The sequence below is a fragment of the Gynuella sunshinyii YC6258 genome (genome assembly GCF_000940805.1).
GTDB classification, from domain to species: Bacteria; Pseudomonadota; Gammaproteobacteria; order Pseudomonadales; family Natronospirillaceae; genus Gynuella; species Gynuella sunshinyii.
In genome coordinates this window covers 978,255-993,691 of sequence record NZ_CP007142.1, presented here as the reverse complement: position 1 = coordinate 993,691, position 15,437 = coordinate 978,255, and the positions used below count along the sequence as shown (strand labels likewise).

12 protein-coding genes are annotated in these 15,437 nt (G+C 47.3%); 1 reads left to right on the top strand and 11 read right to left on the bottom strand.

The window, feature by feature from the left end:
* Positions 1-74 precede the first annotated feature (74 nt).
* Positions 75-485, top strand: a complete 411-nt coding sequence (locus YC6258_RS04400; RefSeq protein ID WP_044615966.1) for a rhodanese-like domain-containing protein — start codon at positions 75-77, stop codon at positions 483-485.
* On the opposite strand, the gene mtgA is transcribed toward YC6258_RS04400, so the two are convergent.
* The 11 genes from mtgA to YC6258_RS04345 all read right to left on the bottom strand — a co-directional run bounded on the left by mtgA (position 466) and on the right by YC6258_RS04345 (position 15,265).
* The gene (mtgA, locus tag YC6258_RS04395) at positions 466-1,185 is read right to left on the bottom strand and encodes a monofunctional biosynthetic peptidoglycan transglycosylase (protein WP_082070556.1); all 720 of its coding nucleotides are present in this window, start codon (positions 1,183-1,185) and stop codon (positions 466-468) included. The genes YC6258_RS04400 and mtgA overlap by 20 nt on opposite strands.
* Complete coding sequence (locus YC6258_RS04390) at positions 1,176-1,967, bottom strand: sulfite exporter TauE/SafE family protein (RefSeq protein ID WP_044615965.1); 792 nt, start codon at positions 1,965-1,967, stop codon at positions 1,176-1,178. Before YC6258_RS04390 ends, mtgA begins: the two co-directional genes overlap by 10 nt.
* Before the next feature lie 47 nt (positions 1,968-2,014).
* Entirely contained in the window at positions 2,015-2,554 is a 540-nt protein-coding gene (locus YC6258_RS04385; protein ID WP_044615964.1) for a hypothetical protein, read from the bottom strand.
* A gap of 232 nt (positions 2,555-2,786) precedes the next feature.
* Positions 2,787-4,871 (bottom strand): hypothetical protein, encoded by a 2,085-nt coding sequence (locus YC6258_RS04380; RefSeq protein WP_044615963.1) that lies wholly within the window; start codon positions 4,869-4,871, stop codon positions 2,787-2,789.
* Positions 4,872-5,052: 181 nt separating this feature from the next.
* Positions 5,053-5,451: a cytidine deaminase gene (gene cdd / locus YC6258_RS04375; RefSeq protein ID WP_044615962.1), complete on the bottom strand. Its 399-nt coding sequence runs from the start codon at positions 5,449-5,451 to the stop codon at positions 5,053-5,055.
* A complete protein-coding gene (gene deoD / locus YC6258_RS04370) occupies positions 5,448-6,173 on the bottom strand; it encodes a purine-nucleoside phosphorylase (RefSeq protein ID WP_044615961.1) in 726 nt (241 codons plus the stop codon). Before deoD ends, cdd begins: the two co-directional genes overlap by 4 nt.
* An 11-nt stretch (positions 6,174-6,184) precedes the next feature.
* Positions 6,185-7,411: a phosphopentomutase gene (locus YC6258_RS04365; protein WP_044619723.1), complete on the bottom strand. Its 1,227-nt coding sequence runs from the start codon at positions 7,409-7,411 to the stop codon at positions 6,185-6,187.
* 11 nt (positions 7,412-7,422) lie between these two features.
* Complete coding sequence (gene deoA / locus YC6258_RS04360) at positions 7,423-8,736, bottom strand: thymidine phosphorylase (protein WP_044615960.1); 1,314 nt, start codon at positions 8,734-8,736, stop codon at positions 7,423-7,425.
* Position 8,737: 1 nt separating this feature from the next.
* Positions 8,738-9,499, bottom strand: a complete 762-nt coding sequence (deoC, locus tag YC6258_RS04355) for a deoxyribose-phosphate aldolase (protein ID WP_044615959.1) — start codon at positions 9,497-9,499, stop codon at positions 8,738-8,740.
* A 531-nt stretch (positions 9,500-10,030) separates the two neighbouring features.
* Positions 10,031-12,190, bottom strand: a complete 2,160-nt coding sequence (locus YC6258_RS04350) for a DUF1631 family protein (protein WP_044615958.1) — start codon at positions 12,188-12,190, stop codon at positions 10,031-10,033.
* Between the two features lie 201 nt (positions 12,191-12,391).
* Positions 12,392-15,265: a class I adenylate cyclase gene (locus tag YC6258_RS04345; RefSeq protein ID WP_044615957.1), complete on the bottom strand. Its 2,874-nt coding sequence runs from the start codon at positions 15,263-15,265 to the stop codon at positions 12,392-12,394.
* Between the last annotated feature and the right edge of the window lie 172 nt (positions 15,266-15,437).

Genomic DNA, 15,437 nt, shown 5'->3' with positions numbered 1-15,437 from the left:
AGACAATTTCGAGTATCCACTGGACCTCCTAAGATAGCAACGTCTTGTCACCAATCGCTTAACAGGAGAACACTATGTCATCAGCCGTTGCCAGACCTGCCGCCGCCAGCAGTACCGATGCGCTCGCACATTTCAGTCATCTACTGCGTTTTGAAACCGATTGCTGGGACGTACACCATGCCATCAACAATCAGCGCCAGGACTTCATATTACTGGATGTTCGGTCAGAAACATTGTATCAGCAGGGTCATCTGCCCAATGCGATTTGCCTTCCTCATTCCCGGATATCGTCTGCATTATTGAGCAAATATTCGGCAGAAACACTGTTCGTCGTCTATTGCGCCGGCCCTCATTGCAACGGTGCCGACAAGGCAGCAGTTAAACTCGCTCAACTGGATCGTCAGGTGAAAAAAATGATCGGGGGCATAACCGGATGGCTGGATGAAGGTTTTTCATTAATCAGCACTACCACGGCAGATAACTGATACCGCCCAGAGCGCGCATGGCCTGCCGAATCTCATAAGACCGCGACCAGACATATGCAGAGGGTTGACTCGCTGACATGCGCTTGGGATTTGGCAGTACCGCTGCCAGCAGACTGGCCTCAGTTCGGGTCAATCGGGCCGGTGACTTATGAAAAAAGCGCTCGCTGGCGGTGGTCACTCCATAGACTCCGGGGCCATATTCAATCACATTCAAATAGACTTCCATAATTCTCTGTTTAGGCCACAACCACTCCATCCACAGCGTAAACCAGGCCTCCAAACCTTTACGGACATAACTGCGCCCCGGCCACAAAAACAGATTTTTGGCCAGTTGCTGAGTGATGGTGCTGGCACCTCTGGGTCGTTTGCGCTGCTCTTCCAGGGCATCCGCAATGGCTTCGAAGTCAAACCCCATATGGTCTGGAAACTTCTGGTCTTCTGAGGAAATCACGGCCAGCGGTAGCTGCGCGCTAATATCGTCAAGGTCGGTCCAGCGATTTCCCAGCCAATGATCAGCAACCAACGGATCTCGCATGATCATCGCCGTGGTCGGCGGGTTTATCCAGCGCAAGGAGAACACCCCGGCAATCGTCAAAAGACAGAAAGATATCGCGATAACAAAAAGCCAACGGATAGTTCTGAGTATCCATGAACCACGCTTTGTATTTCTGGTGCGATGTGACAACGACCTTACACCCATTCCCATAAATTACGGAAAAAACCCGTCAAACTAACGAACAGCAGTACGCCACCCATGACACGATAAAACCGGCGAGAACTGGACTTCAATAGATATTCATGCACTTTTAAGCCCAGATAATGGCCAATGCCCGCAGCAGGTAATAGCCACAACTGATGCCACAACTGCAGGTCAATATTAAAATATAAGAATGCACTCAGCTTGATGGAAACCAAAATAAACCAGATGGCAAATAAGGTATCCCGCAATTGTTCCCGCGACACCTGATTGGCTACAACTGCAATAATCAATGGTGCACCAATCAAAGAAGTACCACTCATGTAACCACCCAGTATCAATAGCACGATCCCTCCCCAACGACTATTGTTGGAAAACGAAAATCCGAACAAATAAGAACAAGCGTAAAAACCGACGATCACAAATATCACCGCACTCATCAGGTCGTTGGGTAACACCACCAGACCGAACACACCCACCAGCTTCGGGACAATCATAATAGCAATGGCATATTTGAGATAACGCCAGTCAATGGTACTGTTGGAATTCTGACTATTTGCCAGCTGTTGACGTGTCCGCCGATGACTGGAAATCATGGTCAATGATGAAAAAAACAACAATTGTATGGCGATGATCGGCAGATAGACGAGCGGTTGGTTATTCACCAGTAACAAAAATGGCAGAGATAGCGCCGCGCCTCCGAAGCCCAGACCGGATCGGACAAATCCACTCCAGACAAATATCAGAAACACTAATACGTATTGATACCAGTGAAAATATTCCATTGCAGAAAATATTCCGTTTCAAATCATCAAAAACTGGCGATTAAAAATTATTGCAGGGTAAATGAATCCAGGAAGGTCAATACCCGATTGGTTTGCTCATCACTTTCTTTTTCTTTGAAAGCAACGGTCCATTTGTAGATATATTGGTCGGTGAACAGTACTCTGCTCATGTTGACAAAATGATTGTCATTGCTCATAAAAAACTCATGAATGGTATGACCCCCTTTTTCAAATTTATTCTGAACCAGGGTATTACCTTCAGCAAAAGCTTTCTCATCATTTTTTCTGGAAATCTTTAACCATTCACTTTCTGGCAGAGTGCCACGATTAATCACCTGAACCATAAAATTAATACTCTTACGTTTCAGGGTAAACAATTGCACATGATTGTCCCCTTCGGAAATGGATTCTGACTTTGGTTCAGCTTCAAATTTAATCGTGAAACCAAGACCCTCAGGCGACCATTGAAGATATTCTTCCGGCAACGAACTAGTGACATGAGTAGGCCACTGGACCCAGATAAAAGCGATGGTCAGCACCAGCATTATGGCAGCGGTGGGATTGATCTTTTTCAATTTCTGCAGCATGGATAATCCAGATAAGCAATAGACAGTTTGTTGCGGTTATGGTTCAAACCGGGTTAAAAAAGTTTCAAACAATTATCGATCAATTTCCATCCCTGCGTAACACCGTATCAGACAAGACAATGTGTTTTTCCATCTATCATTGATTGATCACCCGAATCTGACGCTGTCAATTTAGAACAAATACAACAGGTATCGCTATAAAAAGGCCCCCTTGATAGGAGGCCTGAATACCTTAACGAATGGTGTAGCGATATACGGCCTTCTCTCCATCACCGTAGTCAAACAGGCAATCGAACCCATTATCTGAAGAGTGAACGATGGTACATTCATAGCCATCCGGTTCTACTTCCTCAAAAGGTACATCACATGAGTCACGGCTAACATTTTTGGTTTCTGTGAATGCCAGAACATTACCGTTTTTCTGCCACTGATATTCAGCTTTGAATATTTCACATTGCTGAGCATCATCTTGCGTAGCATAAAAACCGGTACCATCCTTACGGATCTCTTCCTGACCAAACTCAAGCCATTCGCATCCCCAGTCCAACATCGAAACATTGTATTTGCCGGGTGAGAACTGGCCAGTTTTAGCATTTTTCAGGGTTTTACCATCAGCCTGGATATCGGTGAAGATTCCGTACTGATTAACCCCCTGCTTCATCATCAGCTTCATGTCTACTGACTTGAGACCAGTCAACGACATATAAACGTCCGCACAGCTGCTAGGCTCCATATCGGTCTGCTGTCCAACGACCGGAATAATGTCTTCAACCAGAGCCGAGAGCTTGGCGTAATCCAAAGCAAAGCTATACAGACCATTGGAGTTCAACTTTTCCTTGCCCAGGTCGTCAGCAGCTTTACCGGCCTTATCCCCTGAGAACACTGTCAGGTTATTACCTTTTATAGCAGCTTTAAGTTTGACGCCTTCAGGCAGGTAGGGAATGTCCAGATCAACTGCAGTGCCATCCTCAGGAATATGAACATCCTGCAGGTAAGGAACATTTGCCAGCAAACCAACCAGTGTAGCAGGACTGGTACTGCTCAACGCTACCAACGCATCGATACCGCCCAGAGCCTGATTGGTCTTATCAAACTGCACATCAAACAACTGCATCGATGCACCTTTGAGTCCCTGAACCATCGCTGTCAAAATGGACAACGTTGCAGGGTTGGTGTTTTTGGCTTCCTGTTGGGCCTGCTGCAGAACATCACAGTTGAATTCAGCTTTTACAAAACGATTCCAGAAATTGGAGATCACAGGAGTCAGATTAGCGACATCCAGTCCTACGGCCAGACTGACAATTTGACCGTTGGCTACAGATGCTGCCGGCGACAAATGGCCATTCAGTTTCTGCAGATCGGTGACAGATTGCTCATCGGTAACCTCCAGCAAAGTTGTCAGATCAAACTTAAAGCTGTCTTTTGAGGTTTTAAAGTCCCGGTATCCTGCAACAATACGAGGGGCTCCCTGCACCATACCAATCATTTCATCTGCACAGACTGCTGAGACCAGAGGTTCATATTCATCACCAAAAGCCACCAGTAAATCTTTACCTGCGCTACTTTGCTCAGGTTTCAAGATCGTTCTGGCCACTTCCACCAGATTGATGAAACCAGACATCGGATCGCCAAAACCATATTTCTTCTTCAATTCAGCAACCTGTTTGCTGTCTTTCAGAGTATTAGGATCTTCCTCCAGCGCCAGCCGTTGCATTTTTCGGGTATCGCTATCAGTACCGAACAGAAAACTGGCAGTCACATATTTCTTTTCCGCCGATACAGCGAAATGGAGACCAGGATCTTTGTTTTCCACTTCCCATACCCAGATGGCGTGCCCATTTAAATCCTGCACCTCGTGCTTATAACCGGTTTGCTCTTCGAGTTCCTGTAGAGTATCCATAAAATTCTGTGGTTTTTTGACCGCAAACTGAAAAACCGGCAACAGTCCATCCATATAAATTGCCATATTCATTTGCGAATTCAGACCATAACGCTCAATTACAGCGTTATCGCCCTGAGCAGCGGTCTCTACAAAATCATCCAGTAATGCCAGAAAGAACCTGGCCTGATCACTATCGCCAGCAATGGTATCAACCAGTTCCTGGTAAGTTTGTTGCCATTGTGCCAATCCTGCTTCGGAGGCATACGCATTATTACCAGTACTCAGTTTGCCATCAAAATAGAGCACAGTGTCTGCTGGCGCATTTGCCTGAAAATGGTCAGCAGGCTTACCGCCAAAATTAAACAGACTGAAGGCGTAGCCGGCTTGTGACCAAGTCATAGTAGCCAGGAGACAGAGATACAGTTTCAATTTCATCTTATAAAGGTCCTTGTAGATAACGGGCGAAGGTAGATCATCTGGATTTACCCCAGTTACCACCCAACGGCAGCAGATTTTATCACAAGGAAAGAAGGAATCCGGGATGTTTTCGTTACAGAATAATGATCTGCGGAGCAATTCAACTTGTCCGCAGAATCACATATCCTGCCCGGCAGGGTTAGAGCGCAAAGCCGTCAGGCAATAACTCGAACTTGGTCCATTGCTTGAACTCCGCACTATCGCAGAACGCATAGATCACAGCATCTTCGGCCATTAGTTCGAGGATCATCTGACGACAGGCGCCACAGGGGGAATACAAGGCTTCACCGGGCATATAAATCCCCATGGTTTTCAGTGTTCCCGGTGGAACACCTTTGGCCACCGACTGCACCAGCGCATTACGCTCGGCGCAGATGGCCATGGAGTATGCAGAATTTTCGACGTTACAACCCTGTAAATACTGACCCTCTTCCGTCAACTCAATCGCGGCCCCCACCGGGAACCTGCTGTAGGGAACATAAGCATGAACGGCTGCTTCCTTGGCAGCCTCACGCAGCTTGATCAGTGCTGCATTCATATATCACCTTTCTCACGAATCAACACAGAATCCAGGGCAATTTCGATCATATCATTGAAGGTGCTTTGACGTTCTTCCGGTGACGTTTTCTCACCTGTAATGATGTGATCGCTGACGGTACAAATAGCCAATGCATTACATCCGTTGTCAGCGGCAACGCCATAAAGTCCGGCAGCTTCCATCTCTACACCGTAATGTCCTTTGCTGGCTGCCAGCCCCAGAATCTCATTGTCAGGAGAATAAAACAGATCTGCCGTGAATACGCCACCAACATGTACGCGTGCACCATGTTGACGAGCCGCCTGTACAGCCGGCTCAAGCAGACTGTAACTGGCAGCAGCAGAGAAGTCATAACCTCTAAAGCGGGTCCGGTTAACATTGGAATCAGTACTGGCAGACTGGGCAATCACCACATCACGGATTTTAACGTCTTCATGCAGACCACCACAGGTACCGACACGAATGATGTTTTTTACACCAAACTGGCTGTACAACTCATGGGCATATATCGAGATCGAAGGCACACCCATACCGGATCCCATCACGGATATCCGATGCCCTTTGTACAGACCGGTATAACCAAACATATTTCTGACTTCATTCACCTGTTGAATTTCAGTGAAAAAAGTTTCAGCAATATACTTGGCGCGTAGTGGATCGCCAGGCATCAATACGGTTTCAGCAAAATCGCCAGGTTGAGCTGCAATATGAGGTGTTGACATAGTAGTTCCCGTTAGTAATTGATGAATGACTTGCCATATTCCATGGCAGGTAAATTGAAATAGGATGCCAATGACTGGCCAATATCAGCAAAGGATTCTCTTTTGCCTAAATCCCCAGGCTTAATACGCTGTCCGTATGCCAACACCGGAATATGTTCACGGGTATGATCGGAACCTGGCCAGGTCGGATCACAGCCATGATCAGCGGTAAGAATCAGAATATCGTCTGAACGCATCGCTGCCATTATGCCCGGCAACATGGCATCGAACTGCTCCAGAGCTCTGGCATATCCGTTAGCATCACGACGATGGCCATACAACATGTCAAAATCCACCAGATTGGTGAATATGATTGTGCCTTTCTCGTGTGCTGGTTGCTGCATCTGTCGCAGAGTCTCCTGGACTAACGCCTCCAAACCGTTGGCTTTGAATTTTTTAGTAATGCCCTGATGAGCATAGATATCAGCGATCTTGCCAATAGAAATAACTTCCCCACCTGAGTTGTGCAAATAATCCAATACCGTGGGAGCTGGTGGTGGCACCGCCAAATCACGACGATTGCCGGTGCGTTCGAAGTTACCCGCATCAGTGCCAATAAAAGGACGCGCAATCACCCGGCCAATATTGTAAGGGTCCACCAACTCACGGGCGATTTCGCACAACTCATATAAACGATCAAGACCAAAGGTTTCCTCATGAGCTGCAATCTGGAAGACTGAATCGGCGCTGGTATAACAGATCGGCCGGCCGGTCTTCATATGCTCTTCGCCGAGCTGGGCAATGATGTCGGTACCGGATGCATGACAATTTCCCAGAATACCGGGTAATTTTGCTTTCTCCACCAAAGCCTCAAGCAACTCCTGCGGGAATGAGGCTTCTTTATCAGCGAAATAGCCCCACTCGAAAAGCACCGGCACTCCGGCAATTTCCCAGTGCCCAGACGGAGTGTCTTTACCGGAACTCAGCTCTTTCGCATAACCGTAAGCACCAACAATGTCAGCATTCGGATCCAGCCCCTGAGGAAAGAAACCACTGCTTTCCTTCGCTGCCTTGCCCAGCCCCAAACGGCTCAGATTGGGTAATGTCAACTTGCCGCTGCGGCCATTTTCACATTTCCCCGTGGCACATTGCTCAGCAATGTGCAGCAGCGTATTGGCCCCTTGATCACCAAATGTTTCGGCATCTTCGGTTGCTCCAATGCCAAAGCTGTCCAATACCAGAATAATTGCTCTGCTCATATGCATACCCGCTAATCAATGATCGTATTAATTCGGTCCACCCGTTTAATACCGCTTTCCTGCGTCAACGTGACCGCAGCAAGAAATCTTCTTTTCGCATCTTCCCAACTTGCCTCATCACTGGCCAGGATAGTCACCAGAGGATCACCAGCGTTAACCGTTGTACCAATTTCCAGAATGTCCGCATAACCAACGGAATGGTTAATCGGATCCTGCGAACGAACCCGTCCTCCGCCCAGAGCAACAACCCCCATACCGACAGCACGAGTATCATAGGCACTAACGACACCAGCCTGCTCTGCCAGAACCGGTTTTACGACAGCCGCCTGAGGCAGATAATTTTCCCGTCTTTCGATGAAATCCGCTGGTCCGCCCAGCCGCGTGACCATCCTGGCAAACAGTTCCAGAGCCTTACCGGAAGCCAACGCCTGCTCAGCCTTGGTAAACCCCTCTTCGCGACTTTGCACCAGATTGCCTGCCAAAAGCATTTCCGCCGCCAGGGTCATAGTGACCTGTTTTAACCCCTGATTCACATTTTCATTACGCAGGAAATCAATGGTTTCCCGAATCTCAACGGCATTACCCGCCGTCCATGCCAGTGGGCTGCTCATATCAGTTAGTACAGCATGAGTTTTCACTCCAGCCTGGCGGGCAACGGCAACGATGCTTTCAGCCAGTTCCATACCCTGACCGATATCGGACATAAACGCACCGTTCCCAAACTTAACATCCATAACCAGACCATCAAGACCTTCTGACAGCTTCTTCGACAAAATGGATGCAGTGATCAAGCGTACTGATTCGACTGTCGCAGTGACATCGCGAGTGGCATAGAAACGTTGATCTGCAGGTGCCAGACGCTGGGTTTGACCGATAATACAGACTCCCAGCTCGGTTACACATTTACGGAACAGATCATTATCCGGCTTGGCATTAAAGCCTGGAATACTTTCCAGTTTATCCAAGGTTCCGCCACTGTGACCCAGACCACGGCCAGTAATCATTGGCACATAGGCACCACAGGCGGCGACAATTGGACCCAGCATAAGACTGACCATATCACCAACACCACCGGTGGAGTGTTTATCCAGCACAGGCCCGGGCAGATCCCACTGCATCGTATCTCCGGAGTCCCGCATGGCAAGGGTCAGATTGGCCGTCTCTTCCAGACTCAGACCATTGAAATATACCGCCATTGCAAATGCCGCTATTTGCGCTTCGGTAACGGTGCCGTCAGTAATCCCTTGTACAAATGCATCAATATCCGCTTTGACCAGTGATTGTTGATCGCGTTTCGCGCGAATAAATTCCTGCGGGATAAACATACTAGTAACTTCCACCCTGATTGTTTGTCTGCAGACCCAATGTCTGCAATAAATTGTTCAGAAGACTGCTGGCACCAAACCGAAAGTGTCTGGCAGATATCCAGTTTTCTCCCATAATCTCGACAGCACTGTCGAGATAAATCTTTGCTTCTTCAACAGTTCTGACACCTCCGGCTGCCTTGAACCCGACATCACGTCCGGACGCACGGATACATTCCATCATAATTCTGGCTGCTTCCGGAGTCGCGTTAACGTGGACTTTTCCAGTCGATGTCTTAATAAAGTCGGCACCTGCTTCAATACTGATTTCACTGGCCCGGCGAATCAACTCGGGCTTTTCCAGCACGCCGCTTTCAATAATCACTTTGAGCGCAGCATGATCTGCACAAGCCTCACGGTGGGCTTTTACCAGTTCGGCGCCGATGCCGGCATCGCCGGCTATCAGGCTTTGATAGGGGAATACAATATCTATTTCATCCGCTCCATCAGCCACGGCCTGCAGCGTCTCTTGGACTGAAGCTTCAATATTATTACTACCGTGAGGAAAATTCGTGACTGTGGCAATTTTGATGTCACTACCCATCAACTCTTGCCGTGCTGTTTTGATAAATGCCGGGTAAACACAAACTGCCGCAACATTGCCAGCGGGTGTTCTGGCTGCACGGCACAGACGGACAATGACGTCATCTGTATCATTATCATTCAGAGAAGTTAAATCCATTAAGGAAATAGCAGTTTTCGCTACCTGTTGTATATCACTCATTGTCTGTTCGCCTTCAAATTTGACTATTCAACTGATGCACAGAGAGACCAGCTTGACCCATTTGTGCTTTCATCTCTGAAAAACCAGGCAAAACCATCTGTTTTAAGGATTTTCAGAAGTTTGTCTGAACTTTCCGCCCACGAAAATGCTTTCCTAGCGCTCATCATTAACCGGAACATTTTGCCGCGACCTCAATAACCCAGCACGGTTTGGCACCGTGATTCTACTGAAGGCAACAAGAAAATCGACATCTTTTGACCGATTGGTCAAAAGTTTAGTCTATTAATCAATCAAACGTTGATATAAACGCTACTATAACCAAGATAAAGGATAACTATAGGAATTGTGCAGGGATAGCAATTGACTGGGAACAATCTACTGAAAAATGGTGAACAGCGATAAACCAACCATTTATGCTGTAGATGAAAGGAAGTTGCTGTGGTTGTGACTACCCGCCAAGACGGACTGATCTACTGCATGGGAAACTTCGGCTCAGATCCCGAAGTCTCTCCCTTTAATAAGTATAGTCGCTCAGACTGCTTGTGAGCTTAGCTGATCAATGACAGTATCCAGAGCCCGATCAATAATCGGCTGATCATCAATCTGCCGGAACTTGCCATTGGCCATTGCCGTTGCCAAACCATACAGCGAACGATCAGCTACTTTCTCACCGGTTCTATCGGTGAAAATAAAGCGCTCACCATCACCAAGAACGGTTAACAGGTGACAACGTAACCACTTACCGTTCATCTGCAACAACTCATACCACAACCCCTGCTGCAATGAACGGGCGCGAGCAAGATAATCAACAGATTCCGGCACCACCGGCTCAGGCTCAGGCTCAAAACTGCTGGCAGGTTTGATCTGTGCCTGCTTCAGTTCATGCTGAACCTTCTGAAACTGTCTGGTCACTTCCGGTTTTGGTGCTTCATGTTTGGAAATCTCCTGCAGATGCAGATCGTCGATCATGCTCATCCAACGGGAAATCTCACCATTATCCAGCTTCAAGGCCGTCAAACCTTTCCGCAACGCCAACAGAATTTTGGGGGTAACCGCAAAAAACCGTTCACGGGAATGAGTTGTTACACCGGGCTGCAGGCTCCAGACCAGCTCCGTCACCACCCGCTTGGCATTGCGCCACTGATCACCCTCGCCATGTCGGGAATAGGTGTGATACAGCACTTTATACCAATGAGTCGATAACAGTTTCTGAATGGCTTCGGGAATCACAGCCACATCCAAAACCTCATTCAGAAATTCACGGGCCCAATCTCGCTGTTTTTCCTCTTCATAACGCTGCACTTCTGCAGTCGTCAAACGGGCCTCATAAATTACCCGCTTATGCTGATATTCATCGAGGAAGCTTTCAAATTTCTGCAATTCTTCATGAAAAATCTGGAGATCATCGTCAAACTCTTTGGTAAGACGAGTCACAATGTCTTCCATATACGCCAGCATAGGATCTTCGTCGATTCTTTCATCGGCCTGCCAACCAACCGCCGAACGGGTCATTATGTTCAGCAACCGACGAGCAACATGCTGGTTATCATCGAAGAAAGAACGCTCAAGTAACGCTACCTTAATAATAGGTATCTGCATACGTGCCATGAGCTGCTTCATTTGTGGCAGCAGATCCCGCTCCTCGAGAATAAACTCGAACAGCATAGCCACTAGATTAATAATGTCGGAATCAATCGGCGACTTCGCGCTTTCCAGCACCTGCTGGGTGATGTTCTGAGACCATTGTTTCAGCTCAGCGGGTGCCACAGGTAAATTGGATGAAGTGGAAACAACGCTCTGCTGCAACTGATTCAGGTTTGGCATCAGGTAGGCCGCCTGAAAACCGGCACCTCCTGTCACTGGCATGGAATCACCCTGCCACCCATTCTGCTGACCGCGCTCCATATCCAAACTGCCCTCACCACGGCTGGCAGCCATCAGGTTCTGCAGATAATTAGCGTTAATAGCTGGACGACGGGCGCGACTACGCAAATGACTGATATCAAGATCCGGTAAGATACCCTGATCGCGCAGTTTTTCATTGGCCTCGAAGTACATCTCCGGTAACTGCTTGCCTATATGATGGTCATACAGCTTGAACAGAATCAGTTTGACCTTCATATCCCAGTCATCAAAATCGATCGAGCTGAAGAAACTGTCGCCAAATTGATACGGGCTGAGAGGACACTCGTTTTTGCTGTAGGATTTAACCGGCAATACCTGATTTAAACGTTCACGAAAAGACAACCAGGCATCACCTGAGGCATCAATTGCTTTGGCGGCCATAGACTCAATCGCAACCGCCCGTTCCATTTGATCATTATCAACGATACCCAACTCAACAGTACGTTCCTTCAGACCTGCGGCATCATTCAAAACTTTATTCAGGCAATCGGATACCTGTTCGCGAACCTTGCTCGCAAACTGGGCATCGATAATCTTCCGACGGACTCTCAATCCACGCATTGCATCAAAATAACGCGCCTGCTCGCTTCCGGAACCTGCTTTTTCAGCAATCTCAAACAACAAATCATCTGCGTTCTCGAATAAGTCCTTCAGGCAAAGCTGCATCTGCTCCAGTAAATAATCCTGAATCAATTTTGCTGCAGGCGTAATGCGAGCCTCCGGTAGCTTGTCGAGCTTATGAGCCGTTTTCAGCATGACGATGTTGGTGTCGACATTACTACTCATTGCACACACTCTAAGGAATTGGAAATACCATTATATTAGCCGAAACAGGTATTTTTTTTGGATATAAATCATCAAACTGAGAGACACGTCATGCCTTTTAGCAATAATGAACAATCAATCTGATAAAGCATAAATATGACGTCCGAAAACCCAAACATGTGATATTTTTTTGGCACACAACTGACATTTGTAACCACAAATTTACAATTTGTTCAGTACCGAATTGATCCGTGACTCAAGACGGTATTTATATTGAAAATAATGAATCGTCTGTACCCTGCCGAACGGCAGATCGGCTTTGATTTCATCAGCCAGCTCCAGATCAGTTACATAACAAAGCTGCCTTTCATGCAGCTGGTTCGTCTCTGACAATGCCTTCGCAACGGTTACATAGAACGACTGCCCAAGAGTCAATGAATCAAACTCCCGCTCCCCCACCAGTACCGTGTAATGAATATTACCGTCATGCTCCTTTCTGACCAATGCCCGGATATTGTAAAAATCCGAATCCGTAAAATCCGACTCGGTTCTGCGCCGTATCAGCCTGGCGGTACGGTCCTGCGTGTTTTCCAGATACTCATAAAAGAATATTTCCTGGGCAATGGGTGTTTCGGAACCCCCATCTGTATTTTTTCGATACTCAATAATCCGTAAAAAACGGTATAACGGTTTAATCAACGTCTTTACACTTAGAAACGGTATCTGATAAGAAAACAGCGAACCATATTCATCCACTACATGGATTATCGCCCGTTGCCCGGCCAACCGGCGAAAATACACCTGAATCCCCCGAAGGTGACTATTACTCAGGATCATACGCAACTCGCGGTTCTCAGACAGTGAATACCGGTCCAACCTTATTGGTGAAAACTCCGGGCGCTCCTGAGCTAACATTTCGATAAATTCCTGCTGGGTATCCACCTGTATCGAAGTGAATTTATGTCGGTCAAAACTGATCACACAGATTTTATCTTCGTAGCCGAATACATAACGGCCTGGCACGTTCTGGTGGTCCAGAAGGAAATACCGCAAGACATCACGAAACAGCTGCTGAACGCGATTGGCAATCGCCGCCGGACGAGTCACGCTGAAGCACAGCGCTTCAAATTCCGGCATTTGCTTTGAAGCACTCATAGCGATGCTGTTCAATAAAAAAAGCAGGCACTGCACCAGCGTATCGTCATGCAAATCGAAGCGGGATACATGTACTTCGTTCCAGCTATTGAGCACTACCAGGTCAAGGGTTTGCACCAGATTTTCACGCAGCGAGCTGAAATCCAACGAATCCGTTCGGTTACTGATTTTTTGCAGACCACGGGCACTCAGATGAGCCATGGGATCACGGGCGACATTAACATAAAGAATAGTTTTGACCGGACACGACTTATAGACGAACACTTCCTGCGGAACGGCTTTCAATGGTTTACGGAAGTGATAACGAAAACTATTGATGATCTCTTTCAGCTCGTAATCGGTCAGCGTGATGCTGTCATCTTCCAACAGCGTGAATACTGGTATATTGATATGTGCATCGAGCAGCCCATTAAAATAACTCCAGATCATGACTTCAATAAGACTGCTTGAATGTTTTAATGGCTGCGGTGGATTGCTGCCCATGCGGGTTAATTGATTACAGTAAGCTCCCCACAGTGATTGTTCAGGCTGCTCGCTCTGCAACTGATGCACAGTCAGCTTTTCGCGACTCAGATCAGCGCTGACGGTAGAGTTGATGATTTCAATTTTGCCGGGCTTTCGATCAAATGCAGCCGATAACTTACGGCCGAGTATCAGCATTTCCTGTTTTCTGAGTTTACTGGAGGCTTTAATCTTCTGGGCAATCTGAGTCAGAAAGCGGTAGCTGTGAGTCAATTCAGCAATCAGTACTTTCTGCTCCCGAATCACATCATCTATTCCCCATTGCTCTTTGTTGTCGAGATGGGCGATGTGTTGGGCCGACCACCCCCATTCGACCGTCAGACGATCAATCAGTATCCGGCGCCAGCTGGGGGATCTGGATTTCCGTGACAGGGAGATGCCGATTTTGAAATAAAATGCCCGTCTGACCAGTTCAAGTCGCACCGTCTGTTTTCGACTCAGCAGATAGCGCTCCAGCCGCCGGTACAACATGACATAAGGATCAAGTTCATCCAGATTCAGTTTGAAATCATAAACTGCCTGTTTGAAATCCAGACACAGACACTGGGCTTTAGGAAAACTGAATGCATAGAGCTCCAGCAACATCAGTTTCAACAGTGATTTATAGGGCGCATCAATGCCTTTGTACAAATGCCACATGCCCGCACCGACAAACTCATCCACAGGTATTCTGGGCACTCCGCCAAAATCAATAGTGGCGCCGTAATTCAAAAACCCACTGTCTATATTATGTCTGACATGCTGATTGTAGAGATGCTCCTCATAAGGCGGCACCAACCACCAGGCGGGCTCAGCCCCGGCGATCAGAATATGGGAACGATAAAACTCGTCGAGCAATAGATAGTGTTGGGTAGATCCGGCATTTTCGGAACTCAGCCTGCCTTTACTGCCAACTTTGAAGGCATGGGCATCCATGACAAAGAAATGCACCTCCAGATTCATTCCCATGGCCCATTCGGAAATCAGTTCGGCTTTTTGCTCAAGCAGATATATTTTTTCCGCCGACAGACCAGCAACATGACATACCCAGATATCCAGATCACTCTGGCTGCTTTGCCCGATAGTCCCGGTCGACCCCATCAGAAAAATACTGGAAATATCACCATTCAACTGATTTGGCTGCTTGTAACGGTAACTGCGACTGATCTGACCCAAAGATGACAGCACCGTACGATCCGGATAGTAAAAGGACACCCCCTTGGGCACATCATCCTCAATCCAGCCTGGCAACAGATGATGATTGACGTGGAACAGCATTGGCAGCAGTTCCAGAAATTGCTGCTGGGTATTTTGCATACCGCTACGCAAGCGCTCCAACCGACCTTCATTGACGGCACGAAAACGCTTACCCAATTCAGTCATAGAAGGGTAATCCAGACCACCGTCGGCAATTTTCTTTACGATATTGTATGCTTGCATAATCTCAGTATAGGCATTGCTGTTTGGCCTACAGAAAAAAGTGAATGACAGGCAAAATCAACGGCTTTGATATTGATCCACATTATGGCTAAACAAACTGAATACATGGAGAATTTGACAGCTTGACGGAACTCATGAATATTAGCCCGGTGCCTATTGAACAGCAGATAAG

Bases quoted from the DNA above. Each gene is read 5' to 3' on its own strand.
- YC6258_RS04365 (WP_044619723.1), bottom strand. From the start codon at position 7,411: ATGAGCAGAGCAATTATTCTGGTATTGGACAGCTTTGGCATTGGAGCA.
- YC6258_RS04400 (WP_044615966.1), top strand. From the start codon at position 75: ATGTCATCAGCCGTTGCCAGACCTGCCGCCGCCAGCAGTACCGATGCG.
- YC6258_RS04380 (WP_044615963.1), bottom strand. From the start codon at position 4,871: ATGAAATTGAAACTGTATCTCTGTCTCCTGGCTACTATGACTTGGTCA.
- YC6258_RS04350 (WP_044615958.1), bottom strand. From the start codon at position 12,190: ATGAGTAGTAATGTCGACACCAACATCGTCATGCTGAAAACGGCTCAT.
- deoA (WP_044615960.1), bottom strand. From the start codon at position 8,736: ATGTTTATCCCGCAGGAATTTATTCGCGCGAAACGCGATCAACAATCA.
- cdd (WP_044615962.1), bottom strand. From the start codon at position 5,451: ATGAATGCAGCACTGATCAAGCTGCGTGAGGCTGCCAAGGAAGCAGCC.
- deoC (WP_044615959.1), bottom strand. From the start codon at position 9,499: ATGAGTGATATACAACAGGTAGCGAAAACTGCTATTTCCTTAATGGAT.
- YC6258_RS04385 (WP_044615964.1), bottom strand. From the start codon at position 2,554: ATGCTGCAGAAATTGAAAAAGATCAATCCCACCGCTGCCATAATGCTG.
- deoD (WP_044615961.1), bottom strand. From the start codon at position 6,173: ATGTCAACACCTCATATTGCAGCTCAACCTGGCGATTTTGCTGAAACC.
- mtgA (WP_082070556.1), bottom strand. From the start codon at position 1,185: ATGGGTGTAAGGTCGTTGTCACATCGCACCAGAAATACAAAGCGTGGT.
- YC6258_RS04345 (WP_044615957.1), bottom strand. From the start codon at position 15,265: ATGCAAGCATACAATATCGTAAAGAAAATTGCCGACGGTGGTCTGGAT.
- YC6258_RS04390 (WP_044615965.1), bottom strand. From the start codon at position 1,967: ATGGAATATTTTCACTGGTATCAATACGTATTAGTGTTTCTGATATTT.